Annotated in this window: 23 protein-coding genes and 1 tRNA gene; 7 read left to right on the top strand and 17 right to left on the bottom strand. The window is 73.3% G+C overall.

Translation table 11 applies throughout. The features are described 5' to 3' along the window. Nucleotides 1-10: 10 nt before the first annotated feature. The 8 genes from B9W62_RS05015 to B9W62_RS04980 form a co-directional block, all read right to left on the bottom strand. Nucleotides 11-538, bottom strand: coding sequence for an NUDIX hydrolase family protein (locus B9W62_RS05015; protein ID WP_161378720.1), 528 nt, complete (start codon nucleotides 536-538; stop codon nucleotides 11-13). Nucleotides 539-618: 80 nt separating this feature from the next. Then, complete coding sequence (locus B9W62_RS05010) at nucleotides 619-1767, bottom strand: amidohydrolase family protein (protein WP_087805554.1); 1149 nt, start codon at nucleotides 1765-1767, stop codon at nucleotides 619-621. Nucleotide 1768: 1 nt separating this feature from the next. Next, complete coding sequence (locus B9W62_RS05005) at nucleotides 1769-3169, bottom strand: type I glutamate--ammonia ligase (RefSeq protein ID WP_087805552.1); 1401 nt, start codon at nucleotides 3167-3169, stop codon at nucleotides 1769-1771. Between the two features lie 108 nt (nucleotides 3170-3277). Beyond that, nucleotides 3278-4147, bottom strand: a complete 870-nt coding sequence (locus tag B9W62_RS05000; protein WP_087805549.1) for a hypothetical protein — start codon at nucleotides 4145-4147, stop codon at nucleotides 3278-3280. Nucleotides 4148-4328: 181 nt separating this feature from the next. Beyond that, the gene (locus B9W62_RS04995) at nucleotides 4329-4979 is read right to left on the bottom strand and encodes an HhH-GDP family DNA glycosylase (RefSeq protein WP_087805547.1); all 651 of its coding nucleotides are present in this window, start codon (nucleotides 4977-4979) and stop codon (nucleotides 4329-4331) included. 2 nt (nucleotides 4980-4981) lie between these two features. Beyond that, nucleotides 4982-5314 carry a DUF3140 domain-containing protein gene (locus B9W62_RS04990; RefSeq protein WP_087805545.1) on the bottom strand — a complete coding sequence of 111 codons (333 nt, stop codon included), beginning with the start codon at nucleotides 5312-5314 and terminating at the stop codon, nucleotides 4982-4984. After that, entirely contained in the window at nucleotides 5260-5580 is a 321-nt protein-coding gene (locus B9W62_RS04985; protein WP_256976188.1) for a WhiB family transcriptional regulator, read from the bottom strand. Before B9W62_RS04985 ends, B9W62_RS04990 begins: the two co-directional genes overlap by 55 nt. Before the next feature lie 46 nt (nucleotides 5581-5626). Beyond that, the gene (locus B9W62_RS04980; protein ID WP_087805543.1) at nucleotides 5627-6436 is read right to left on the bottom strand and encodes an alpha/beta hydrolase; all 810 of its coding nucleotides are present in this window, start codon (nucleotides 6434-6436) and stop codon (nucleotides 5627-5629) included. Nucleotides 6437-6622: 186 nt separating this feature from the next. On the opposite strand from B9W62_RS04980, the gene B9W62_RS04975 reads away from it, so the two are divergent. From B9W62_RS04975 to B9W62_RS04965, 3 genes are all read left to right on the top strand, one after another. Then, the gene (locus B9W62_RS04975; protein ID WP_087805542.1) at nucleotides 6623-7810 is read left to right on the top strand and encodes a thiolase family protein; all 1188 of its coding nucleotides are present in this window, start codon (nucleotides 6623-6625) and stop codon (nucleotides 7808-7810) included. 92 nt (nucleotides 7811-7902) lie between these two features. Next, nucleotides 7903-9432 (top strand): long-chain-fatty-acid--CoA ligase, encoded by a 1530-nt coding sequence (locus B9W62_RS04970; RefSeq protein WP_087805540.1) that lies wholly within the window; start codon nucleotides 7903-7905, stop codon nucleotides 9430-9432. Nucleotides 9433-9494: 62 nt separating this feature from the next. Further along, nucleotides 9495-10268, top strand: a complete 774-nt coding sequence (locus B9W62_RS04965) for a sulfite exporter TauE/SafE family protein (RefSeq protein WP_087805538.1) — start codon at nucleotides 9495-9497, stop codon at nucleotides 10266-10268. On the opposite strand, the gene B9W62_RS04960 is transcribed toward B9W62_RS04965, so the two are convergent. The 3 genes from B9W62_RS04960 to B9W62_RS04950 all read right to left on the bottom strand — a co-directional run bounded on the left by B9W62_RS04960 (nucleotide 10195) and on the right by B9W62_RS04950 (nucleotide 13773). After that, a complete protein-coding gene (locus B9W62_RS04960) occupies nucleotides 10195-12315 on the bottom strand; it encodes an MDR family MFS transporter (protein WP_179235355.1) in 2121 nt (706 codons plus the stop codon). The genes B9W62_RS04965 and B9W62_RS04960 overlap by 74 nt on opposite strands. An 87-nt stretch (nucleotides 12316-12402) precedes the next feature. Next, a complete protein-coding gene (cobF, locus tag B9W62_RS04955; protein WP_087805535.1) occupies nucleotides 12403-13176 on the bottom strand; it encodes a precorrin-6A synthase (deacetylating) in 774 nt (257 codons plus the stop codon). Between the two features lie 57 nt (nucleotides 13177-13233). After that, nucleotides 13234-13773, bottom strand: a complete 540-nt coding sequence (locus B9W62_RS04950; protein ID WP_087805533.1) for a DUF309 domain-containing protein — start codon at nucleotides 13771-13773, stop codon at nucleotides 13234-13236. Between the two features lie 99 nt (nucleotides 13774-13872). On the opposite strand from B9W62_RS04950, the gene B9W62_RS04945 reads away from it, so the two are divergent. Beyond that, nucleotides 13873-13946 (top strand) — tRNA-Pro (locus B9W62_RS04945). 66 nt (nucleotides 13947-14012) lie between these two features. Here B9W62_RS04945 and B9W62_RS04940 read toward each other — a convergent pair. Continuing rightward, nucleotides 14013-14435 carry an ankyrin repeat domain-containing protein gene (locus tag B9W62_RS04940; protein ID WP_087805531.1) on the bottom strand — a complete coding sequence of 141 codons (423 nt, stop codon included), beginning with the start codon at nucleotides 14433-14435 and terminating at the stop codon, nucleotides 14013-14015. A 97-nt stretch (nucleotides 14436-14532) separates the two neighbouring features. On the opposite strand from B9W62_RS04940, the gene B9W62_RS04935 reads away from it, so the two are divergent. After that, a complete protein-coding gene (locus tag B9W62_RS04935; RefSeq protein ID WP_087805529.1) occupies nucleotides 14533-15519 on the top strand; it encodes an aldo/keto reductase in 987 nt (328 codons plus the stop codon). A gap of 6 nt (nucleotides 15520-15525) precedes the next feature. Here the strand turns inward: B9W62_RS04935 and B9W62_RS04930 are convergent, their stop codons facing one another. From B9W62_RS04930 to iolC, 5 genes are read right to left on the bottom strand one after another with little or no spacing between them, the layout of a single operon-like run. Continuing rightward, on the bottom strand, nucleotides 15526-16311 hold the full coding sequence (locus B9W62_RS04930; RefSeq protein ID WP_087805528.1) for a GntR family transcriptional regulator: 786 nt from the start codon (nucleotides 16309-16311) through the stop codon (nucleotides 15526-15528). Between the two features lie 54 nt (nucleotides 16312-16365). Further along, nucleotides 16366-18240, bottom strand: a complete 1875-nt coding sequence (iolD, locus tag B9W62_RS04925) for a 3D-(3,5/4)-trihydroxycyclohexane-1,2-dione acylhydrolase (decyclizing) (RefSeq protein ID WP_087805526.1) — start codon at nucleotides 18238-18240, stop codon at nucleotides 16366-16368. Next, the gene (gene iolB / locus B9W62_RS04920; RefSeq protein WP_087805524.1) at nucleotides 18237-19133 is read right to left on the bottom strand and encodes a 5-deoxy-glucuronate isomerase; all 897 of its coding nucleotides are present in this window, start codon (nucleotides 19131-19133) and stop codon (nucleotides 18237-18239) included. The genes iolD and iolB overlap by 4 nt, the downstream gene beginning before the upstream one ends. A 53-nt stretch (nucleotides 19134-19186) precedes the next feature. Then, entirely contained in the window at nucleotides 19187-20083 is an 897-nt protein-coding gene (locus B9W62_RS04915; protein WP_087805522.1) for a Cgl0159 family (beta/alpha)8-fold protein, read from the bottom strand. A 13-nt stretch (nucleotides 20084-20096) separates the two neighbouring features. Then, nucleotides 20097-21059, bottom strand: a complete 963-nt coding sequence (gene iolC / locus B9W62_RS04910) for a 5-dehydro-2-deoxygluconokinase (RefSeq protein ID WP_087805521.1) — start codon at nucleotides 21057-21059, stop codon at nucleotides 20097-20099. A gap of 253 nt (nucleotides 21060-21312) precedes the next feature. On the opposite strand from iolC, the gene B9W62_RS04905 reads away from it, so the two are divergent. Together B9W62_RS04905 and B9W62_RS04900 are read left to right on the top strand one after the other, a co-directional pair. Further along, entirely contained in the window at nucleotides 21313-22335 is a 1023-nt protein-coding gene (locus tag B9W62_RS04905) for a sugar ABC transporter substrate-binding protein (RefSeq protein ID WP_087805519.1), read from the top strand. Beyond that, entirely contained in the window at nucleotides 22335-23411 is a 1077-nt protein-coding gene (locus tag B9W62_RS04900) for an ABC transporter permease (RefSeq protein ID WP_179235354.1), read from the top strand. The genes B9W62_RS04905 and B9W62_RS04900 overlap by 1 nt, the downstream gene beginning before the upstream one ends. The last annotated feature ends 3 nt before the right edge of the window (nucleotides 23412-23414 follow it).

The raw sequence follows: 23414 nt of genomic DNA, 5'->3' as shown, positions 1-23414 counted from the left end.
CGCAGCGAGTTCAGCCCACGCAGCCCACGTGTGCCAGCGCCTGCTTCAGCAGCACCCCGTGCCCGCCGGGCATCTCGCTCTGCACCGCCTCGGACAGCGCCTCGCGCGGATCGAACCAGACCAGGTCCAGGGCGTCCTGGCGCGGCCGGCAGTCACCGGTCACCGGAACCACGTAGGCGAGCGAGACCGCGTGCTGCCGCGGGTCGTGGTACGGCGTGACCCCGTGCGTCGGGAAGTACTCGGCCACCGTGAACGGCTGGAGCGAGGACGGCACCCGGGGCAGCGCCACCGGCCCGAGATCCTTCTCCAGGTGGCGCAGCAGGGCGTCGCGAACCCGCTCGTGGTGGAGCACCCGGCCGGAGACCAGCGTCCGGCTGACCGTCCCGTCGGGCCCGATGCGCAGGAGCAGGCCGACGCTGGTGACTTCGCCGCTGTCGTCCACCCGCACGGGCACGGCCTCGACGTACAGGATCGGCATGCGGGCGCGCGCCATTTCGAGTTCGTCGCTCGTCAGCCAGCCCGGCGTGGTTTCGGTCATGTCAGACATCGCTTGATCATACTTTCAGCCGTTCGTGCTTCCAGGGCGGCGCTCCGGGACTGTGACCCGTCCCACGCCGCTCAGCCGTCGTCCGCCGGACCGCCGGGCAGCCGGTAGACCCGGCGGGCGTTGTCCCGCCCCGCCCAGCGGGCCAGGCGCAACGCGTCCGGCAGGGACAGCTCGTCGGCGTCCAGCCGCTCCTGGAGCAGCCCGGCCAGCCCCCGCCGGAAGGCCAGCGCCCCCAGGTGGTGGAACTCGGCCACCCCGTAGGCGTCGGAGCTGTACAGCAGCTTGCGGAACGGGGTGATCTCCAGCGCCTCGGCGAGGATCGCGCCCGCCCGTGCGGGACCCACGTGGTGCAGGGTGAGCCCCACGTCGAGGTACACCCGCTCGAAGACCGCGGACAGGTAGGCCGCCTGGCGCTGGTAGGGCCAGCAGTGCAGCAGCAGGACCGGGATCGTGCCGGCGGTCAGGCGCAGCCAGTCGGTCAGCAGGGCCGGGTCCGCCCGGTGCAGGCGGAGGTCGCCGTCGCCGAACCCGGTGTGCAGTTGCAGCGGCCGCCCGAGATCCACGGCGGTCCACAGCAGGTGCCGCACGAGCACCGGGTCCGCCAGCCGCGCGCCGCCGCCCGCGAGCCAGCGCCGGGCGGCCTCGGTGACCTCGGCGGGCGAGGGGCGGGCCGGGTCAAGGTCGAAGCCGGTGCGGTAGGCCGCCACCGACTTGACGCCCACCACGCCGGGCCGCCGTACCGCCTCCCACGCGGCGGCACGGAACGCCCGCGCGTACCCGTCCGGTTCGACCCCGTCCGCCGCCACCGCCTCCGCGACGCCCTCCAGCCGGACCACCTCGTACGCCGTCGCGCCGGCCGCGTCGGCCAGCTCGGCCGGACTCGTCACCCGGTGCGGGGCGTACCCCGTGTCCACGCAGAACGCGCCGGTGCGCGCGGCCCGCAGAAACCGCCGGTTGACCTCGGCGGCGCCCAGCTCGGACCGGCGGGCCAGGTACACGTCGGCGGGGGCGTGGCGCGGCAGGCCCAGCAGGGGTGCGCAGTGGCGGCGTACGGCGAGGCCGGCGGGGCTGTCGAAGGGGGAGACGCCGGGCCACGCCTCGCCCTCGGTGAGCAGCGACTCGAAGCCCGCGCGGTCCAGGTCGCCGGTGACGGCGCCGTGGCAGTGGTGGTCCACCAGCTCCAGCGCGGCGAGCCGCTCGTCGACGGGTCCGGCGGCCATCTCAGTACTTCCAGCGGTACGCCGCCGCCACACCGTCGTCGTCCAGCCCCTCGGCCGACCGGGCCTCGCCCAGCCGTACGGCGATCACCGCGTCGGCCAGCACCGGACCCAGCGCCTCGCGCAGTACGCCGTCGGCGCGGAACGCCTCCACCGACTCCGTGAGCGTGACCGGCAGCCGCCGCACGCCCCGGGCCGCCGCCTCGTCGGCGCCGAGCCGGGCCGGGTCGCCGGTGGTCTCCGCGGGCAGCGGCGCGGACGCGGAGAGCCCGTCGAGTCCGGCCGCGATCACCGAGGCGAGGGCGAGATAGGGGTTGGCGGCCAGGTCGACCGGCTTCACCTCCAGGTTCGCCGCGCGGTCGCGGACCCCGGTGGTGCCGGTGACGATCCTGAGCGCCGCCTCGCGGGTCTCCCGGCCCCAGGCGGTGAACACCCCGGCCCACTGCGAGGGGCGCAGCCGCAGCCGGCTGGCCGGGCTCGGCGCGGTCATCGCCGTGAGCGCCGGGAGGTGGCCGAGGACCCCGGCCACGAAGGACTCGGCCTCCGCGGTCATGCCGTACCGGCCCGTGCCGCCCGCGTGCAGGTTCGTCCCGTCCCGCCAGGCGGAGAGGTGGAGGTGCCCGCCGTTGCCGACGCCCTGTCCGAGGACCGCCGGGGCGAAGGAGACGCGCAGCCCGTGCCGCCGGGCCACCGCCCGGATCGTCTGCCGCACCAGCACGCTGTGGTCGGCCGCCGCCACCGGGTCGAGCGCGCTCACCGAGACCTCGAACTGCCCCGCCGCGTACTCGGGATGGAACTGCTCCACGTCCACGCCCTGCGCGGCGAGCGCCGCGAGCAGGTCGGCGGCGCAGTCGCTCAGCTCGACCTGCCGGGCGGCCCCGTACGCCGGTCCGGACACCGCCGGGACGAACGCGTCGCCGTCCGTGTCGTCCCGCCCCACGACCCACTCGATCTCGACGGCGGCCCGGAAGGCGATGCCGTGCCGCGCGGCGGCCTCCGCCACGGTGCGGCGCAGGACGGTGCGCCCGCACGCCGGATGCGGTGCCCCCTCCTGCGTGATCCGGTCCACCGGCGCCCACGCCCAGCCGGGCTGCGCCGCCAGTACGGTCAGCCGGTCGAGGTCGGGGTAGAGGCGCAGGTCGCCGTCGGGGGAGCCGAGGACGTCCGTGGTGACGATCGAGTCGTCGGCCAGAAAGGTGTCGAACACCGGCGACATGCCCACGCCCCAGGCGGCGGCCGGGGCGAGCTTCGCGGTGGGCACGGTCTTCACCCGGGCGATCCCGGCGGTGTCGACGTAGGCCAGCACCACGCCGTGCACGCCCTGCCCGGTCAGCTCGCCGCTCAGCGCGGTGGCCCGCTCGACGTCACCGGGACGCCCGCCGGGCACGGGGTCGCTCTCGCTCACGTCTCGGCTCCTTCGCGCGTGCGCCGTCCGTCGCGGACCATTGTGCCGCCGGGTGATCACCCTGTCCGGGTTTCGGCGGATGTGCGCACGATGCGGTGAAGGCCGGGGTCAGTCCATGGGGGTGGGCTGCGGAGAGGGAGTCCCGCCGTCCAGGACGGTCTGCAGGCGCTCGGTGCCCTGGCGCACCGCCTGTTCGACCGAGTCGGTCTGTCCGCCGTCCAGACCGCCGCCCATGACGGTGACGGCGGAGGTGTCGACCCGGACCGCGGCGATGTCCAGGGTGAGCGTGGCGGGGCCGCCGTCGGCGTTCCCCCGGACGGTCACCCGCAGCCCCGTACGGGCGTCGCCCACGTCGGGCACCGACGCCTCGGTCACCTGGACCGTGCGCTCGCCACCCCCGGAACCGGTGGCGGTGAACTCGTCACAGGTGTCCGGCAGGGTGCGCAGCCACTTCATCCGGGCGTCCAGACCCGCGCGGTCGTACCCGGCGACCTGTTCCAGCAGGCGGGAGTCGCCCTGCTCGAAGCCGGTGAGGGCCGACGGTCCCGACGGGTCGCCCAGCAGGCCGTCGTCGTAGAGGGCGTCCAGCAGTGCCTGGCAGTCCGTCGCGCTGGACTTCGCGGTGAGGAAGTCGGCCACGTCGACCTCGCCGACGAGCAACCGGTCGCGCCACTTGTCCGCGTCCTCGACCTGGTTCCAGCCGCCCTCCAGGTCGGCCTCGGTGAGCAGGGCGGCCTTGGCCCCGGCCTCGGTGAGGGCGGCGGGGGAGGCGCTGGGGGAGCCGGTCGGGGAGTCCGTGGGCGAGCCGCTCGGGGTCTGCTCCGCCGCGTTCTGCCGGGCGACCCCGGCCTGTTCGGCGGCGGTGTCCGAGGCGTTCTCCGACCCGCCGCCGCCCGAACAGGCCGCTGTGGCGAGCAGCGCGCCCGCCGCCAGGGCGGAGGCCACGAGACGGACGGGGTGGGACGGACGACGGCTCATCGCGGGATGCCTCCTGGGACGGGAAACGGTGTCCTCAGCGCATCACCGGGGCCCGGGGCGCACCAGCGCACGGGCCTGTTCGGGTGACCGGCGTTCGGCCGGGCGGCAGGAGCGGGCCGGACCGCCCGGGCCCGGCGCCCCCGGCCGGCGCCCCCGGCCCACGGCGCCGGGCCCGGCGCCCTCAGCCGACGCGGTCGAGGGTGTCCTCGGCCACCTCCTTGTCCACCGCGGCCCGCACCAGGGCGGCCGCGAGCACGGCGGGTTCGGTCTTCCCCGCCAGAGCGAGGACCCGGTCCTGATCCCCGGGCAGCCGCAGTCGCTCCGCGCCCTGGAGGGCCTTGCGGTCCAGCAGGGGCCCCGCCTCCGGCCAGACCAGCTGGGCCTCCCGCAGGAAGATGTCCGCGCCGGTCGGCCCGACGCCGGGGAACTCCTGGAGCAGCCGCCGCAGCTCGGAGACGTCGCCGTCCGCCTCGTCACGGAGCCGGCGCAGGTCACCGCCCCACCGCTCGGTCAGCAGCTCGGCGGCCTCGCCGAGCTGGGTGGCGGTGCGCTCGTCGTAGCGCCGGTAGCCGCCCCGGCCGAGCGCGTCCACCCGCTGCTGCCAGGTGGCCCCGGCCATGCGGCGCGCATCGCGCAGTCCCGCCTCGCTCAGGGCACGGGCGGTGGCGACCGCGATGGACGCGCTGATGCGGGCGCTGAGCAGGTGCGCGAGGACCAGCAGCCGGTACAGCGGCTGCGGGGTGTCCTTGAGCCGGATGCCCGCCTCCTCGGCGTACGTCTGCCCGTGCGCGTCGACGAGTTCGCGCACCGTCCGGCGCTGGTCGGCGGCCACGGCTACGGCTTCAGCGGGTCGTGACCGACCGTCATGAGCCGGTGCCTGAGCCGGGTGTCGTCGGACACGGGCTCGTTCTCCAGGTCGGTCTGCGAGGTCACGGTGTCCACGACCTCGCGCATGGCGCGCAGGTCGTCCTCCGTGAGGTCGGTGCGCCGCTTTTGCAGGATCGCGAGGACGTGCTGTCCGAGCGGCGGACCGGCGTCGTCCGGCAGCGGCTCGGTCAGCTCGCCGGAGTCGCTTACCCGGAGCCAGTCCGCGAGTTCCGCGGAGGTCATGTTCACGACGCGGTGGAAGTCCTCCCACAGCGCGTCGAGTTCGAGGGCGTCGGCCATGAGGTGTCCCTCATTTCGTCGTGCGTACGTGCGTGCTGCGTGGTCAGCCGGAGCAGGGCGACGCGCTCCGCCTCGTCGGTGCCGCCCCAGACGCCGGAGGTCTGCCCCGATCGCAGGGCGAAGGCCAGGCACTCGGGCGTCACCGCGCATCTGGCGCACACGCGCTTGGCGGCCTCCGTGTCCCGCAGGGCGGGCCCGGTGGTGCCCACCGGGAAGAACAGATCGGGGTCCTCATCCACGCAGGCGGCGCGGCGCAACCACTCCATGCGGGCGCGGGTGCCCAAGGAGTGCGAGAGGCAAACGCCCGCCGCGTCAGCGGGCGAGCACGCCGTCCAGGAAGCGCGTGACGTCGGCGAAGACCTCCGCCCGGTTCGTCTCGTTGAAGACCTCGTGCCGGGCGCCCGGGTAGATCCGCTCGGTCAGGTCGCCGCCGCTCAGCGGCTCGACGCCGACCCGGCTGCCGGGCAGCGGCACCAGCCGGTCGTCGTCCCCGTGCACCCACAGCAGCGGCAGCCGCCCCACGTCGCCGCCGCCGGCCACGGTCGCCAGCGTCCGCACGAACGCCTCCAGGGTCGGCCGCTTCATCGGGCCGTGCCAGACCAGCGGGTCCGCGGCGTACGCGGCTCCCACCGACGGGTCGCGGGAGAGCGAGGCCGGGCTGATCGGGGTGTCGGGGATCTCCTCCAGGGCGAGCAGCCGGCGCGGCAGCCCCCAGTCGCCGATGACGGGCCCCGACAGCACCAGGGCCGTGAGCTCGCCGGGGTGGCGCTGGGCGTAGCGGGCGGCGATGAGGCCGCCCATGGAGTGCCCGACCATGACGACCGGCAGGCCGGGGTGGGCGGCCCGCGCCAGCTCGGCGACGGCGTGGACGTCGGTGACCACGTCCTCGAAGTCCTCGACGACCACCCGCTCGCCGTCCGAGCGCCCGTGCCCGGTGTGGTCCGGCGCGTAGACGGCCGCGCCGTGGCCGGTCAGGACGCCGGCCACCTCCTCGTAGCGCCCGGTGTGCTCGCCGTAACCGTGGACCAGCAGTGCGACGTAGCGCGGGTGCCCGGAGGGCCATGCGCGGACGGCGATCCGCCCCCGCGTTCCGGTCAGCGTGTGCTCGCGGGCCTCGGCCATGTCTCCTCCGGCTGCGTCGGTGACGTCGGTGACGTCGTCCGGAGGATCTTCCCAGGACGCCGTCCGGCGGTCTATAGTCCAAAACTAGCAGTGCTAATTAAGGGTAGTGCTCATCAAGGTTCGTGGTGGTCGACACGGCGGCGGTGCGCCGTCCGGCGACCGCGCGACGACGGTCAGGAGTCCCTCGTGCGTCCCGTCCACTTCGCGGCCGCCCGCCGCACCCCGATCGGCAAGCTGCGCGGCGCGCTGTCCACCGTCCGGCCGGACGACCTCGCCGCCGCCGTGATCCGCGGCCTGGTCGCCGACGTGCCCGCGCTCGACCCCGCCCGGATCGACGACGTGTACTGGGGCGCCGCCAACCAGGCGGGCGAGGACAACCGCAACGTCGCCCGCATGGCCGCGCTGCTCGCGGGCCTGCCCGAGACCGTGCCCGGCGCCACCGTGAACCGGCTGTGCGCCTCCGGCCTCGAGGCCGTCACCGCCGCCGCCCGCACCATCGCCGCGGGCGAGGCCGACATCGTCCTCGCGGGCGGCTCCGAGTCCATGAGCCGCGCCCCCTTCGTGCTGCCCCGCCCCGACGAGGCGCTGCCGCACCGCATCGAGACCGCCGACACCCGGCTCGGCTGGCGCCTGGTCAACCCGGCGATGAAGGACCTGCACGGCCTGCTCGCCATGGGCGAGACGGCCGAGGAGGTCGCCGAGCGGTACGGCGTCCCGCGCGAACGCCAGGACGCGTTCGCCCTGCGCAGCCACCGACTGGCCGCCGAGGCCCGGAAGAACGGCCGCTTCGACGACGAGATCCTCCCCGTCGAGCGGCCCGACGGCGTGGTCGTCGACACCGACGAGTGCGTCCGCGAGGACACCTCCCTGGAGAAGCTGGGCCGTCTCAAGCCTGTCTTCCGCCCCGGCGGCACGGTCACCGCGGGCAACGCCTCCCCGATGAACGACGGTGCCGCGGGCCTCCTCCTGGTCAGCGAGGAGGCGTTGAACGACCTCGGCCTGGAGTCGCTGGGCCGCTACGTCGCGGGCGGCTCGGCCGGAGTCCACCCCGACGTCATGGGCATCGGCCCGGTCCCCGCCACCCGCAAGGTGCTGGCCCGGGCGGGCTGGAGCATCGGCGACCTCGCCGAGGCCGAGTTCAACGAGGCGTTCGCCGCCCAGGCCCTCGCCTGCGTCGACCAGCTCGGCATCGACCCCGACCTGGTCAACCCCACCGGTGGCGCCATCGCGCTGGGTCACCCGCTCGGCTGCTCCGGCGCCCGCATCCTCACCACACTGCTCCACCGCATGCGCCGCACGGGCGCCGACCGCGGGCTGGCCACGATGTGCGTGGGCGTGGGGCAGGGCAGCGCGGTCCTCGTCGAACGCCACTAGGCCCCACCCAGCCGAAAGGCCCCTCGGCCGAGGAGCCCCAGCCGTAGAGCCACCCCTCGCAGAGCCGCAGCAAGGAAACGGAGCAACACCCCATGGCAACCCTCTCCGTCGCCGCCGTCCTCGCCGAGAACGCCCGGCGCCGTCCCGACAAGGAGGCGCTCGTCGAGGGCGACCTGCGGCTGACCTTCGCCGAGGTGTGGCGGCGGGCCCGCGCCCAGGCCGGCGCCCTCGTCGGCCTGGACGTCCGGCCGGGGGACCGGGTCGCGCTGATGGCACCGAACACCGCCGAATTCCCGGTCGCGTACTACGCCGTCGCCGCGGCCGGGGCCGTCGTGGTGCCGGTGCACCCGCTGCTGTCGGCGGCCGAGGTCGAGCACGTCCTGCGCGACAGCGGCGCCACCCTGCTGCTGTGCCACCCGGCGCAGGCGGAGACCGGGGCGGCCGCCGCGCGGGAGACCGGCGTACGGATGATCACGCTCGGCGAGGAAGCCGAGTTCGGCAGGCTCGCCGCCGACGCCGAGCCCCTGCCCGCGTACGTCACCCGGGACGCCGACGACCCGGCCGTCGTCTTTTACACCAGCGGCACGACCGGCGTCCCCAAGGGCGCCGTGCTCAGCCACTTCAACCTGGTGATGAACGCGACGGTCAACGCCTTCGACGCCAACGACATCCGGCCCGACGACGTGGCGCTCGGCGCGCTGCCCCTCTTCCACGCCTTCGGCCAGACCGTCTCCCTCAACTCCACCTGGCGGGCGGGCGCGACCCTGGTCCTGCTGCCGCGTTTCGACGCGGCGCGCGCGATCGAGCTGATGGTGAAGGAGGGCGTCAACACCTTCCACGGGGTGCCGACCATGTTCGTCGCCCTCGCCGCCGCGGCGGCCGGCGCCGACGCCCTGCCGGAGCTGCGGGTGTGCGTCTCCGGCGGCGCCTCGCTTCCGGTGGCCGTCCTCGAACGGTTCGAGAAGGCCTTCGGGGCGAGGATCTACGAGGGGTACGGGCTGTCGGAGACCTCTCCGGCCGCCGCCGTGAACCAGCCGGTGTTCGGCGCCAGGCCCGGCACCATCGGCCACCCGCTGTGGGGCGTCGACGTGGAGATCGCCCGCGCGGAGGTCGAGGGCGCGGTGGAACTGCTGCCGCCCGGCGAACTGGGCGAGGTCGTCGTCCGCGGTCACAACGTCTTCTCCGGCTACCTCGGCCGTCCCGAGGCCACCGCGGAGGCGCTCGTGGACGGCTGGTTCCGCACCGGGGACCTGGGCACCAAGGACGAGGACGGATTCCTGAGGATCGTCGACCGGAAGAAGGACGTCATCATCCGCGGCGGCTACAACGTCTACCCGCGGGAGGTCGAGGAGGTGCTGATGCGCCACCCCGGCATCGCGCAGGTCGCCGTCATCGGGCTCCCCGACGAGCTGCACGGCGAGGAGGTCTGCGCCGTCGTCGTGCGCGCCCCCGGCACGACGCCCGACGCGGTGCCGGACGCCGCCGGGGTCACCGAGTGGTCCAAGCAGCACCTCGGCCGGCACAAGTACCCCCGCCGGGTGGAGTTCGCGGACGAACTGCCGCTCGGGCCGAGCATGAAGGTGCTGAAGCGGGAGCTGCGCGTGCGGTACGCCGACCGCTAAGGATCAATGGGCGAGACGGTGCTTACGACACCGGTGGGGTGCGCATAGCATCGGTCCCCGCAATGGACACCATGACGCTCTGGCACCTCACCGGCTGGGAATTCGCCGCCCTCGCCTTCGCGGCCCTGCTCGTCGGCTTCTCCAAGACCGCGGTGAGCGGGGCCAACACGGTCAGCCTCGCGATCTTCGCGGCCGTCCTGCCCGCCCGCGCCTCCACCGGCATCCTGCTGCCGGTGCTGATCGCCGGTGACGTCCTGGCCGTCCTCACCTACCGGCGCCACGCGCACTGGCCCACCCTGTGGCGGCTGTTCCCGGCGGTCGGCGTGGGCGTGGTCGTCGGCACCCTGTTCCTGGTGTGGGCCGACGACGCGGTCGTCCGCACCTCGATCGGTGTGATCCTGCTGTTCATGGCCGGGGTGACGGTGTGGCGCCGGCGGCGGGCCGACGCCGCGGAACAGCCGGACGAGGTCACCTCGCGCACCGGCCGCGTGAAGGCCCGCTCGTACGGCGTCCTGGGCGGGTTCACCACGATGGTCGCCAACGCGGGCGGCCCGGTGATGTCGATGTACCTGCTCTCCGCGGGGTTCCGGAAACTCGGCTTCCTGGGCACCTCGGCGTTCTTCTTCCTGATCGTCAACGTCTCCAAGCTGCCCTTCAGCGCGGGGCTCGGCCTGATCGACGGCCACTCGCTGCTGCTCGACGCGGTGCTGGTCGTCTTCGTGGTGCCCGGCGCGTTCCTCGGCAGATGGGCCGTGAACCGGATCAACCAACGCCTGTTCGAGCGTCTGGTGATCGCGGCGACGGTTGTGGGCGGTCTGCAGTTGCTCCTTGCCTGATCCGCCGGGGGAGGCCGTTGCTGAGGTCCTCCACCAGCAGGCGCTTGGCGATGGCGTCGACGGCGGCGCGCAGCTCCGTGTCCGTGGGGCGGCCGATGTCCCGCTCCACCCGGTCCTCCAGCCAGACCGCCCACGCCCGGCCGATCACCAGCGCCTCCCGGGCACCCGCCTCGGTGTGGGACAGCAGGGAGCCGTGCCGGGTCAGGAACCCCTCCTCCACCATCCGGTCGAAGACCGGCAGCAGCACCTCCGGCGGCAGCCGGCGGCGGGCGGCGATCAGCCCGAGGCTGGCGTGCCCGACCAGCCGCGTGAACAGGTCCACCTGCATCACGGCCCAGGCACCGGCGACGTCCAGCCGGGTGTCGCTGTCCGCGATGATCCGACGCGCGGTGTCCAGCTCCGTACCGCCGATGATCTTCCCGACGGAGGCCTCCAGCGTCCGCCTGCTGCTGGCGTCGTGCGGTGAGGCGAAGCCCTCGCCCATGTCCGTGGACCCCGCGCGGGCGCTGTCGCGCAGCTGGACCTGCTTGAGGAACAGGGCGACCACGAAGCCCAGGACCGCGACCGGCACCGTCCACAGGAACACGGTCTGGATGGTGTCCGCGTACGCGCCGATGACCGGCGCCGACGCCGGGGGCGGCAGCCGGTGCACACCCTCCGGACTGGTCGACGCCCGCGCGATCACCGACGGGTCCGCGGCACCGGTGCGGGCCGCCGCCGCGACTCCGTCGCGCAGGTTGGGACCCAGCGAGTTGGCGTAGATCGTGCCGAACACGGCGGTGCCGAAGGAACTGCCCAGCGTGCGGAAGAAGGTGACGCCGGAAGTCGCGGTGCCGAGGTCGGAGTACTCGACCGTGTTCTGCACGGCGATGGTCAGCACCTGCATGGACAGGCCGATCCCGGTGCCCAGCACGAACATGTACAGCGACTCAAGCCCCGCGCCCGTGGCCGGACCCATCAGCGACATCAGGTACAGGCCGACGCCCATCACCAGGGTGCCCACGATGGGGAACAGCCGGTAGCGCCCCGTCTTGCTGACCACGTTGCCGCTGAACACCGAGGCGATCAGCAGCCCCGCCACCATCGGCAGCGTCCGCACCCCGGAGACGGTGGCCGAGTCCCCGTCGACGTATTGCAGGTATGTCGGCAGATACGTCAGCGCGCCCAGCATGGCGAAGCCGACGATGAAGCTGAGGATCGAGCAGACCGTGAACACCGGGTTGGAGAACAGCCGCATCGGCAGCATCGGTTCGGCGGCCCGGGTCTCCACCCAGCAGAACAGACCGAGTGCGATCAGCCCGCCCGCGAACAGGCCGATGATCACGGCCGAGCCCCAGGCGTACTCGTTGCCGCCCCAGCTCGTCGCCAGGATCAGCGCGCTGGCGCCGACCGCGACCAGCGCGATGCCCAGGTAGTCGATGACGGGACGGGCGGCCGACTTCACCACCGGGATGGTGCGGGCGGCGGCGAAGACGACGACGATCGCGATGGGCACGTTGACGTAGAACGCCCAGCGCCAGGACAGGTGGTCGGTGAACAGACCGCCCAGCAGCGGCCCGATGACCGTGGCGACCCCGAACACCGCGCCGATCGCGCCCTGGTACTTGCCCCGCTCCCGCAGCGGGATGACGTCCGCGATCAGCGCCATCGCCGTCACCATCAGGCCGCCCGCGCCGATGCCCTGCACCGCCCGCCAGAGGATCAGCAGCGGCATGTTGGTCGCCAGCCCGCACAGGAACGAGCCGGTGATGAACACGACCGCGGACACCTGGAAGACGACCTTGCGGCCGAACAGGTCGCCGAACTTGCCGACCAGGACCGTCGCCACGGTCTCCGCGAGCAGGTAGGAGGTCACCACCCACGACATGTGTTCGGCGCCGCCCAGGTCCGACACGATCGTGGGCAGCGCGGTGCCGACGATCGTCTGGTCCAGGGCCGCGAGGAGCATGCCGAGCATGATCGTGACGAAGACGACGTTGCGGCGCCGCCGGTCCAGCACGGGCGGCTGGGCGGCTGCGGTCCGCGGGGACTCCTCGGCGACTGTCACACGGTCACGATCACACCCGTGCACCGGCCACGCATGCGGGAGCGGTCCGCCCGGGTGGGCCCGAGGACCCGCTCGGGCCCCGCCCGGTCAGCGGTCCCCGGGGTTGCGCCGCAGCAGATAGGTGTCCATGATCCAGCCCTTGCGCTCCCGCGCCTCGGCACGCAGCCGCTCGATGCGGGGCGCGGCCTCGGCGATCGGGCCGGAGTCGAGGATCTCGTCCGGGGTGCCCAGGTAGGCACCCCAGTAGATGTCGATGTCCTGGTCCGCGTACCGCCGGAAGGTCTGATGGGCGTCCAGCATCACGACGACGTCGTCCGCGTCCGCGGGGAACCCCTCGGCCAGCCGCCGCCCGGTGGTGATCTGCACCGGGCGCGCCACCCGGTTCAGCCCCGTCCGGTGCCGGGCGACCAGCGAGGAGACGCTGCTGATGCCGGGCACCACGTCGTACGCGAACGCCACCGCGCCGCGCTCCAGGACCTCCTCCAGGATGCCCAGCGTGCTGTCGTACAGGGCAGGGTCGCCCCACACCAGGAACGCGCCGCTCTCGTCCTCGCCCAGCTCCTCGGCGATCAGCCGCTCGTAGACGCCCGCGCGGGCACTGCGCCAGTCCCCGACGGCGGGGGAGTAGGCGGCGCCGCCCGCGCCCCGGTCCCGCTCGGGGTCACGCGCCTCGACGACCCGGTACGTCCCCTCCGGCACGTGCGTCTCCAGCAGCTCCCGGCGCAGCCGCACCAGGTCGGCCTTGGCCCCGCCCTTGTCCAGGACGAAGAACACGTCCGTGCCCCGCAGGACCCTGACGGCCTGGAGCGTCAGCTGCTCGGGGTCGCCCGCGCCGATACCGATCACATGAATGGTCCGCACGCACCGAGTCTGCCGTACGCCGCCGGCCGTGCCCCGGCCGGGCCGCTCCGGCGGGGTTCAGCCCCGCAGCCGGGGCGCCCGCGCCGCCGCGTCCACGGCACCGCCGCTCTCCACCTCGCCCGCCAGCTCCCGGGCCCACCCGGCGACCGCGCCCAGATCCATCCCGTACGGCCGCTGCCGCCCGGACCCCGACGCCGCCCACGCCGTGACGGCACCCGCCCCCCGCCGCAGCAGCCTCGCCCCGCCGGTGGTGTTGCCGCGCGCCGAGTGCGTGAGCCCGACGGCCAGCTGGGCCATGCCCCGCCACAGCTCCCGCTCCACCTCGGGCCCCGACTTCCAGGCGTCCTCGAAGACCTCGTGCGCGTGGAACGGCTTCCCGTCGTCCAGCAGCCGCTGCGCCTCGGCGACGGTCGCCTCCGGGGTCCGTACGACGCCCTCGGGCTGGCGCGGCACGCCGTCCGCGCCGTACGGCAGCGGGCGTCCGAGCCCGTCCCGCGGCCGGGCGTTGCGCGCCCGGCCCTCGTCGTCACGGTCCCGACCCTCCGGCGGGCGGTCGGAGGCGGTGCTGTCCACGGAGTTGTCGGCAGGGCTGTCCATGGCACCGATTGTCCCTCTCCGGTGCCCGCTTAGGCGCGGCCCCGTCCGTGGGGTAAAGTGCTGTCGCGTGATCGCGCGGTCCACCGCGCGTGACGACACCGGGACGTGGCGCAGCTTGGTAGCGCACTTGACTGGGGGTCAAGGGGTCGCAGGTTCAAATCCTGTCGTCCCGACGGTGTGCAGGGCCTTCACGGACGCGAGTCCGTGAAGGCCCTTCTTCGTGCCGCCCCTCCCGGTGGTCAGTCCCGCGGCCGCGCCCCCGCGGCGACGAGCAGGTCCGCCGTCTCCCGGTGCGGTCCGTTCGACGCCCAGTCCAGCGGCGCCCAGCCCGTGCCGTGGTCCTCGCGCAGGTTCGGGTCGGCCCCGTACTCGAGGAGCGCGCGGACGGCCTCGGTGTGTCCCCAGCAGGCCGCCCCGCACAGCGGTGTGCCCTCCGAGCCGATCCCGCTCTCCGTGTCCGGCCGGGCACCGGCCGCGAGCAGCACGCGGACGATGTCGGCGTCCCCGTTCACGGACGCCAGGTACAGCGGGGTGCTCCCCGCGGTGTCCGCCGTCTCGGCGGGCGCTCCGGCCCGCAGCGCGGCCCGCACCCGGGCCGGCTCACCGACGAGCGCGGCGTCGACGAGACGCCGGGACAGTTTCTTGTGCTTTCGCCTGTTCACGCGAGCCGAGACTACTGAGCGCTTGACTTGAAGCGCACTTCAAAATGAAGACTCCCTCCCGTGCCCGGACGACCGGGCGCGCATGGGGAGGAACATAGTGAAGTACCGCACCATCGGCACCGACCCGGCGCACCGCCGCGAGGTGAGTGTGCTCGCCCTCGGCGCGATGCTGTTCGGCTCGCTGACCGACGAGAAGACCTCGTTCGCCGTCCTCGACCGCTATGTGGAGGCCGGCGGAAACTTCATCGACACGTCCGACAACTACGCCTTCTGGACCGACGGCGGCCAGGGCGGCCAGAGCGAGGAACTCCTCGGCCGCTGGCGGCGCAGCCGCGGCATCGGCGACGAGGTCGTGATCGCCACCAAGCTCGGCGCGCGCCCGCTCGCGCCCGGCACCGGCTACACCGACAACCCCGAGGGCCTGTCCGCCGAGGTGATCCGGGAGGCGGCCGACCGCAGCAGGCGACGGCTGGGAGTGGACAAACTCGACCTGCTGTACGCCCACATCGACGACTTCACCGTGGCGCAGCGCGAGACCGTCGAGGCCTTCGGCGCACTGGTCGCGGAGGGCACCGTCGGACTGCTCGGCGTCAGCAACCAGGCGATGTGGCGCGTCGAGCGGGCCCGGGCCCTGGCCGCGGCCGCCGGATGGCCCGGCTACGAGGTGCTGCAATACCAGCACAGCCACCTGCGGCCCCGCTTCGACGTGCCGAGCGAGTTCTCCCCGTACGGCAGCCTCGGCCACGCCGGGGCCGAACTCCTCGGCTACCTGCGGGCGGAGCCGGCGCTGACCCTGGTCGCCTATTCGCCGCTGCTGGCCGGTGCCTACGCCCGCGAGGACAAGCCGCTGCCCCCGGACTACGACCACCCGGGCACCCCGGCCCGGCTCGCCGTGCTCCGCGAGGTGGCCCGGGAGACCGGGGCCACGGTCAACCAGGTCGTCCTCGCCTGGCAGATCGGCGCGGAACTGCCGATCGTGCCGCTGGCCGGGGCCTCGTCCGTCGCCCAGCTGGAGGAGAACCTGGCGGCCGTGGAGCTGGAGCTGACGCCGGACCAGCGGACCCGCCTGGACACGGTCCACTGAGCCCGGTCAGTTCCTGACCAGCAGCTGGAAGTCGAACGCATACCGGGATGCCCGGTAGACGTGCGTCCCGTACTCGACCGGCCGCCCGGTGTCGTCGTACGCGATGCGCCGCATGGTGAGCAGCGCGGCGCCCTCCCGCTCACCGAGGCGTTCGGCCTCCTCGCGGGAGGCGATGCGGGCGCCGACGGTCTGCCGGGCGCTGTGCAGGGTGATGCCCGAGGAGCGCATCATCCGGTACAGGCCGGTCGACTCCAGCCGGGCGTCGCCGAGTTCCAGCAGGCCCGCCGGGAGGTGGTTGCACAGCATCGCCACCGGCTGCCCGTGGGTGAGGCGCAGCCGCTCCAGGACGGCGACCTCGGTGCCCTCCGCGACACCGAGGGCCGCCGCGACCTCGGCGGTGGCCGGGACGTGCTCGTTGCGGACCACCCGGGTCCCGGGGTCCTGTCCGGCCGCCTCCAGGTCGTCGTAGAGGCTGCTCAGCTCAAGCGGGCGCCTGACCTGGCTGTGCACCACCTGGGTGCCGACCCCGCGCCGCCGTACCAGCAGCCCCTTGTCGACCAGGGACTGGATGGCCTGCCGGACCGTCGGCCGGGACAGGCCGAGGCGGACGGAGAGGTCGACCTCGTTGCCCAGCAGGTTCCCCGGGGCGAGGACACCGTGTTCTATCGCCGCCTCCAACTGCTGGGCCAGCTGGTAGTAGAGCGGCACCGGACTGCTCCGGTCCAGGGCGAAGTCCAGGGTGCCGATCGCGGGGGCGGTCACGGCACGTGCGGGGTCGCCGGTCTTCGCCATGGACGTACCTCCCTTGCGTAGGGGACTGGCTGGGTGGCGGGGACGCCGGAGGGGTCAGAGGTGGCGGCGGCGGTCGGCGACCGCGCGCTCGTAGGCCGCCCGCGCGTCCGTGGCGGCCTCGCGGGCCGACACCTCGGCCACCGGCACGTCCCACCAGGCCTGGGCCGGGAGAGCGGCCGACGGGGGCGCCGTCTCGACGTACACACAGGTCGGGCGGGTCGCCGCGCGGGCCGTCGCCAGTGCCTCGCGCAGCTCCCGCACCGTCTTGGCGCGCAGCACGTCCATGCCGAGGCTGGCCGCGTTGGCGGCGAGGTCGACGGGGAGCGGGGCGCCGGTGAAGGAGCCGTCGGCGACGCGGTGGCGGTAGTCGGTGCCGAAGCGCTCGGCGCCCACCGACTCGGACAGGCCGCCGATCGAGGCGTACCCGTGGTTCTGCACCAGCACCAGCTTCACCGGCAGGTTCTCCTGCACCGCCGTGACGATCTCGGTCGGGTTCATCAGGTACGTGCCGTCGCCGACCAGGGCCCACACGGGGGTGCCGGGCGCGGCCTGCTGGACGCCGAGCGCGGCCGGGATCTCGTAGCCCATGCAGGAGTAGCCGTACTCCAGGTGGTACTGGCGCGGGGAGCGGGCCCGCCACAGCTTGTGCAGGTCGCCGGGGAGCGAACCGGCCGCGTTGATCACCACGTCCGCGTCGCCGACCACCGCGTCGAGCGCGCCCAGCACCTGCGTCTGGGTGGGCACCGCGCTGTCGTCGTCGGCCCGGAACGCCCCCTCGACCGCCTCCTCCCAACGGGCCCTGCCGGTGCGGTACTCCGCCTCGTACGCCGCGTCCACCCGGTGCCCGGCCAGTGCCTCCGTGAGCGCCGTCAGCCCCGACCGGGCGTCGCACACCAGGGTGGCGGCGGCGAGCTTGTGGGCGTCGAAGGCGGTGATGTTGAGGTTCAGGAAGCGCACACCCGGGTGCTGGAAGAGGGTGCCGGAGGCCGTGGTGAAGTCCGAGTAGCGGGTGCCGACGCCGATCACCAGGTCCGCGGTGCGGGCCAGGGCGTCGCTCACCGCGGTGCCGGTGTGGCCGATGCCGCCGAGCTCCGCCGGGTGGTCGTGGCGCAGCGCGCCCTTGCCGGCCTGGGTGGAGGCGACCGGGATGCCGGTGGCGTCCACCAGTGCCTTCAGGGCCGGTTCGGCCTCGCTGTGGTGGACGCCGCCGCCCGCGACGATCAGCGGACGCGCGGCGGCGCGGATCGCCCGGACGGCCTCGGCCAGCTCCGCCGGGTCGGGCGCGGGACGGCGCACCCGCCACACGCGGTCGGCGAAGAACTCCTCCGGCCAGTCGTACGCCTGCGCCTGCACGTCCTGGGGCAGCGCGAGGGTGACCGCGCCGGTCTCCGCCGGGTCGCTGAGCACGCGCATCGCCTGGAGCGCGGAGGCGAGGAGCGCCTCGGGGCGGGTGATCCGGTCGAAGTACCGGGACACCGGCCGCAGGGCGTCGTTCACGGACACGTCGGCCTCCACCGGGTGCTCCAGCTGCTGGAGCAGCGGGTCGGCGGCGTGCGAGGCGAAGTAGTCGCCGGGCAGGAGCAGGACCGGCAGCCGGTTGATCGTGGCGAGGGCCGCGCCCGTGACCAGGTTGGTCGCGCCGGGCCCGATGGAGGTCGTCACCGCCTGCGCGGACAGGCGGTTGAGCTGCCGGGCGTGACCGACGGCCGCGTGCACCATGGCCTGTTCGCTGCGGCCCTGGTGGTAGGGCATCGCCTCGCGGTACTCCACGAGCGCCTGGCCGAGGCCGGCCACGTTGCCGTGCCCGAAGATCCCCCAGGTGCCTGCGATCAGGCGGTGCCGTACGCCGTCGCGTTCGGTGTACTGCGCGGCCAGGAAGCGCACCAGGGCCTGGGCGGTGGTCAGTCGGCGGGTGGCGGCGGCGCTCATGCGGACCTCTCCGGTGCGGTGTAGAGGGGGAGCCGGGGGTCGACCGGCTGCTCGGGCCAGGTGTCGCGGATCCAGGCGTGGTCGGGGTGGTCGCAGATCAGCCAGGCGCGCTCGGCCTCCGGGCCCGCCATGACGTTCAGGTAGTACATGTGGTGGCCGGGGACCGCCATCGACGGCCCGTGCCAGCCGTCGGGGATCAGGACGACGTCCCCGTCGCGCACTTCGGCGAGCACGTCCGTGCCCTGTCCCCGTCCGGAGGGGGAGACGCGCTGGTAGCCGAGGCCGGGGGTGCCGTCGTGGGCCGCGAACTCGAAGTAGTAGATCTCCTCCAGCACCGACTCCTCGCCGGGGCGGTGCTCGTCGTGCTTGTGGGGCGGGAACGACGACCAGTTGCCGCCCGGCGTGAGCACCTCGACCGCGATCAGCCTGTCGCACTCGAACGTCCCCGCCGCGCCGAAGTTGTTGACCTGCCGCGAGCAGTTCCCGGTGCCGCGCAGCTCCACCGGCACCGACGATGCCGGGCCGTAGCGGGCGGGCAGGCGACGGGTGCAGCGGGCGCCGGTCAGCGCGAACCGGCCGCCGCCGGTGGAGGTCAGGGTCGTGCGGGCGTCGCGGGGGACGTACGCGAAGTCGGTGACACCGCCGAACACGCTGTCGCGGCCGGTCAGTTCGAAGGTGTCCCGGCCGAAGACGTCGGCGGTCGCGACCGTGCAGCCGCCGCTCAGCGGCAGGACGATCCACTCGCTCTCGCCGCTGTCGAAGGTGTGGCTGCCGCCGGGGGCCAGGTTCACCACGCGCAGGCTCGAGTAGCCCCAGCCCGCGCTCTCGGGTGTCACGTCCACGGCGTACGGGCCGTCGGCCGCCGCCCCGCCCGCGGGAAGGTGATACGTCATCGTCCGCTCCTCCGCCTCTCCTCGGTCACAGCAGTCGGTCCCAGCAGTCCCGGTCACAGCAGTCCGACGGCCGTGTCCACCGCCTCTTCCACGCTGCCCCCGGCCGGGTAGAGCAGCGAGCGCCCGACGACCATGCCCTGCACGGTGGGCAGCCGCAGCGCCTTGCGCCAGCGTTCGTAGGCCGCGGTCTGGTCCGCCGGGGAGCCCCCTATGTCGCCGCCCAGCAGCACTGCGGGCAGCGTGGAGGTCTCCAGGACCTCGGCCATGTCGTCCGGGTCGCGGGTGACGGGCAGTTTCAGCCAGGTGTAGGCGGAGGTGCCGCCGAGACCCGAGGCGATGGCGATGGAGCGGGTCACGGCCTCGGCCGACAGGTCGTTGCGGACCCGTCCGTCGACCCGGCGGGACATGAACGGCTCGACGAACAGCGGCAGTCGGCGCTCCGCCATGGCGTCGACCGCGCGGGCGCTCGCCTCCATCGTGGTCAGCGAGCCGGGGTCGTCGTAGTCGATGCGCAGCAGCAGCTTGCCCGCGTCGAAGCGCAGCCGGGCGATGTCCTCGGCGCGGTGGCCGGTGAAGCGGTCGTCCATCTCGAAGGCGGCGCCCGCGAGTCCGCCGCGGTTCATCGAGCCCATGACGACCTTGTTCTCCAGCACGCCGAGCAGCAGCAGGTCCTCCAGCACGTCCGCGGTGGCGAGCACCCCGTCGACGCCGGGCCGGGACAGCGCGGTGCACAGGCGTTCCAGCAGGTCGGCCCGGTTGGCCATGGCGAGCCCGCGGTCGCCGACGCCGAGCGCGCCGCGCGCCGGGTGGTCGGCGGCCACGATCATCAGGCGGCCGGAGTCGCCGATCAGCGGGCGGCGCACCCGGCGGGCCGCGGCCTCGGCGATCGCCTCCGGGTGCCGGGCGCGGACCGCGGTGAGGTCCGGGATGCTGGAGATGCTGAGGGACAAGGCGTTGCTCCGTTCAGGGTGTGGCTCGCGCGAGGAGGTCGTCGACCTCCGCCCCGGTGGGCATCGCGGAGGAACAGGCGAGGCGGGAGGCGACGAGGGCGCCGGCCGCGTTGGCGTACCGCATGATCCGCTCCAGCTCCCAGCCGGAGAGCAGACCGTGGCACAGGGAGCCGCCGAACGCGTCGCCCGCGCCGAGGCCGTTGACCACCTCGACCGGGACCGGCGGCACCTCGGCCGACCGGCCGTCGCGGTGCACGGCGAGGACGCCCTTCGGACCCTGCTTGACGACGGCCAGCTCCACGCCGGCCGCCAGCAACGCCTCGGCGCAGGCGCGGGGTTCGCGCACCCCCGTGGCGATCTCGCACTCGTCCAGGTTGCCGACCGCGACGGTCGCGTGCGCGAGCGCCTCGGCGTAGTACGGACGGGCCTGGTCGGGGTCGGCCCAGAACATGGGGCGCCAGTCCAGGTCGAAGACCGTGGTGCCGGACTTCGCGCGGTGCGCGAGGGCGGCCAGCGTCGCCGTGCGGCTCGGTTCCTCGCTCAGTCCGGTGCCGGTCATCCAGAAGATCGAGGCCGCGCGGATCGCGTCCAGGTCCAGCTCCTCCGGGTGGATCTCCAGGTCCGGCGCCTTGGGGCGGCGGTAGAAGTACAGCGGGAAGTCGTCCGGCGGGAAGATCTCGCAGAACGTCACCGGAGTCGGGTACGCGGCGACCGGCGTGACCCAGCGGTCGTCGACGCCGAACTCCTTCAGCGCGCCGTGCAGATACCCGCCGAAGGGGTCGTCGCCCGTGCGGGTGATGACGGCCGTGGCGCGGCCGAGCCGGGCGGCCGCGACCGCGACGTTGGAGGCCGAACCGCCGAGAAACTTGCCGAAGGTCTCAACCTCCGCCAGGGGTACGCCCGTCTGCAAAGGATAGAGATCGACCCCGATGCGGCCCATCGTGATCAGATCGAAACGCGGGACTGACTCGGCCATGTGCGACGCTCCTTTGGCTGGGCGGGGGCCTGCCGCCTCCCAAGGTGTATGACTCCTGGACGACGCTGTCAATACTTTGTACTTACATTCGGACCTGCGAGTGAAATGATGTCTTGACAAAGTATTGACAGTGGGCGTCCCAAGGACTTGTATCCGGTCCCAGCGCAGCAACAGCCATTCTTCTCGGGTCTGGCACTCGGGTCTGGCACACGGCTCTCCCGTCGCACAGTCGCACAGTGAGGTGCAGGAAAAGATGGACCGCTCTTCGCACGCCCGCTCCCGCAGATTCGCCCCTGCCGTGGCCCTCGCCGCCGCCGCGGCCCTGACCCTCGCCGGCTGCTCCAGCAGCTCGGGCGGGAAGAAGGCCGACGAGGACAGCGACTCGGGCGCCTCCGCGGGCAAGGCGAACACCCCCCGCATGACGGTCGCCCTGGTCACCCACCAGGCGCCCGGCGACACCTTCTGGGACATCGTCCGCAAGGGCGCCCAGGCCGCCGCCGACAAGGACAACGTCAAGCTCGTCTACTCCGCCGACCCGAACGCGGGCAACCAGGCCAACCTGGTGCAGAACGCGATCGACCAGAAGGTCGACGGCATCGCCGTCACCCTCGCCAAGCCGGACGCCCTGCGCAGCGTCCTCGACAAGGCGGAGAAGGCCGGCATACCCGTGGTCGGGCTCAACTCCGGTCTGGCGGACTGGAAGAAGCTCGGCCTGATGGAGTTCTTCGGCCAGGACGAGAGCGTGGCCGGCGAGGCGCTCGGCAAGCGGCTCAACGAGGACGGGGCCAAGAAGGCCGTCTGCGTCATCCACGAGCAGGGCAACGTCGGCCTGACCCAGCGCTGCGACGGCGTGAAGAAGACCTTCGAGGGGTCCATCGAGAACCTCTACGTCAACGGCACCGACATGCCCTCGGTGAAGTCGACCATCACCGCCAAGCTCAAGCAGGACGGCGGCATCGACCACCTCGTCACGCTCGGCGCCCCCTTCGCCATGACCGCCGTGCAGTCGGTGGACGAGTCCGGCAGCAAGGCCAAGGTCGCCACCTTCGACCTCAACAAGGAACTGACCGGCGCCATCGACAAGGGCGACATCGAGTTCGCCGTCGACCAGCAGCCCTACCTCCAGGGCTACCTCGCGGTCGACGGACTGTGGCTCTACAAGAACAACGGCAACTACAGCGGCGGCGGTGAGCAGCCGGTGCTGACCGGCCCGGCCTTCGTCGACAAGACCAACGTCAAGGCCGTCGCCGAGTTCGCCTCGAAGGGCACCCGGTGATGAGCATGGCCCAACAGGCTGAGCCGGCGGTGACCACACCGCCGGCCCCCGGCCCCAAGGAGACCGACGGCCGCACCCGTGAGCGCTCCGTGGCGCTGCGGGTGCTCGCCCGGCCCGAGGTCGGGGTCTTCCTCGGCGCCGTCGCCGTGTTCGTCTTCTTCCTGATCGCCGCGCCCACGCTCCGCGACGGCGGCTCCATGGCGACGGTGCTGTACCAGTCGTCCACCATCGGCATCATGGCGCTGCCCGTCGCCCTGCTGATGATCGGCGGCGAGTTCGACCTGTCCGCCGGTGTCGCCGTGGTCACCTCCGCGCTCACCGCCGGCATGCTCAGCTACCAGCTGACCATGAACGTCTGGATGGGCGTCGTCGTCGCCCTCGTGGCCTCGCTCGCCGTCGGCGCCTTCAACGGCTGGGTACTGGTGAAGACCGGCCTGCCGAGCTTCCTGGTCACGCTGGCCACCTTCCTGGTCCTCCAGGGCGTCAACCTCGCCGTCACCAAGCTCGTCACCGGCAACGTCGCCACCGACGACATCAGCGACATGGACGGCTTCGACCAGGCCAAGGCCCTGTTCGCCTCGTCCTTCGACGTCGGCGGCGTCGAGGTGAAGATCACGGTCGTGTGGTGGCTGGTCTTCGCGGCCCTGGCCACCTGGGTCCTGCTGCGCACCAAGTACGGCAACTGGATCTTCGCCGTCGGCGGCAGCCAGGAGTCCGCCCGCGCGGTCGGCGTGCCGGTCACCTTCACGAAGATCACGCTGTTCATGCTGGTCGGCTTCGGCGCCTGGTTCGTCGGCATGCACCAGCTGTTCTCCTTCAACACCGTGCAGTCGGGTGAGGGCGTCGGCCAGGAGCTGATCTACATCGCCGCGGCCGTCATCGGCGGCTGCCTGCTCACCGGCGGCTACGGCTCCGCCATCGGCCCCGTCTTCGGCGCCTTCATGTTCGGCATGGTGAACCAGGGCATCGTCTTCGCGGGCTGGAACCCCGACTGGTTCAAGGCCTTCCTCGGCGTGATGCTCCTCGGCGCCGTCCTCATCAACCTGTACGTCCGCCGCGCCGCGACCCGGAGGTGATCG

Source organism: Streptomyces sp. CS113 (assembly GCF_002188365.1).
Classification (GTDB): Bacteria; Actinomycetota; Actinomycetes; order Streptomycetales; family Streptomycetaceae; genus Streptomyces; species Streptomyces tendae.
This window is presented reverse-complemented; position numbering and strand designations above follow the sequence as displayed.

Bases quoted from the DNA above. Each gene is read 5' to 3' on its own strand.
- iolB (WP_087805524.1), bottom strand. From the start codon at position 19,133: ATGACGTATCACCTTCCCGCGGGCGGGGCGGCGGCCGACGGCCCGTAC.
- B9W62_RS04965 (WP_087805538.1), top strand. From the start codon at position 9,495: ATGGACACCATGACGCTCTGGCACCTCACCGGCTGGGAATTCGCCGCC.
- B9W62_RS04905 (WP_087805519.1), top strand. From the start codon at position 21,313: ATGGACCGCTCTTCGCACGCCCGCTCCCGCAGATTCGCCCCTGCCGTG.
- B9W62_RS05010 (WP_087805554.1), bottom strand. From the start codon at position 1,767: ATGGCCGCCGGACCCGTCGACGAGCGGCTCGCCGCGCTGGAGCTGGTG.
- B9W62_RS05015 (WP_161378720.1), bottom strand. From the start codon at position 538: ATGACCGAAACCACGCCGGGCTGGCTGACGAGCGACGAACTCGAAATG.
- B9W62_RS04970 (WP_087805540.1), top strand. From the start codon at position 7,903: ATGGCAACCCTCTCCGTCGCCGCCGTCCTCGCCGAGAACGCCCGGCGC.
- B9W62_RS04990 (WP_087805545.1), bottom strand. From the start codon at position 5,314: ATGGCCGACGCCCTCGAACTCGACGCGCTGTGGGAGGACTTCCACCGC.
- B9W62_RS05000 (WP_087805549.1), bottom strand. From the start codon at position 4,147: ATGAGCCGTCGTCCGTCCCACCCCGTCCGTCTCGTGGCCTCCGCCCTG.
- B9W62_RS04950 (WP_087805533.1), bottom strand. From the start codon at position 13,773: ATGGACAGCCCTGCCGACAACTCCGTGGACAGCACCGCCTCCGACCGC.
- B9W62_RS04930 (WP_087805528.1), bottom strand. From the start codon at position 16,311: ATGGCGAAGACCGGCGACCCCGCACGTGCCGTGACCGCCCCCGCGATC.
- B9W62_RS04900 (WP_179235354.1), top strand. From the start codon at position 22,335: ATGAGCATGGCCCAACAGGCTGAGCCGGCGGTGACCACACCGCCGGCC.
- iolC (WP_087805521.1), bottom strand. From the start codon at position 21,059: ATGGCCGAGTCAGTCCCGCGTTTCGATCTGATCACGATGGGCCGCATC.
- B9W62_RS04980 (WP_087805543.1), bottom strand. From the start codon at position 6,436: ATGGCCGAGGCCCGCGAGCACACGCTGACCGGAACGCGGGGGCGGATC.
- iolD (WP_087805526.1), bottom strand. From the start codon at position 18,240: ATGAGCGCCGCCGCCACCCGCCGACTGACCACCGCCCAGGCCCTGGTG.
- B9W62_RS04985 (WP_256976188.1), bottom strand. From the start codon at position 5,580: ATGGAGTGGTTGCGCCGCGCCGCCTGCGTGGATGAGGACCCCGATCTG.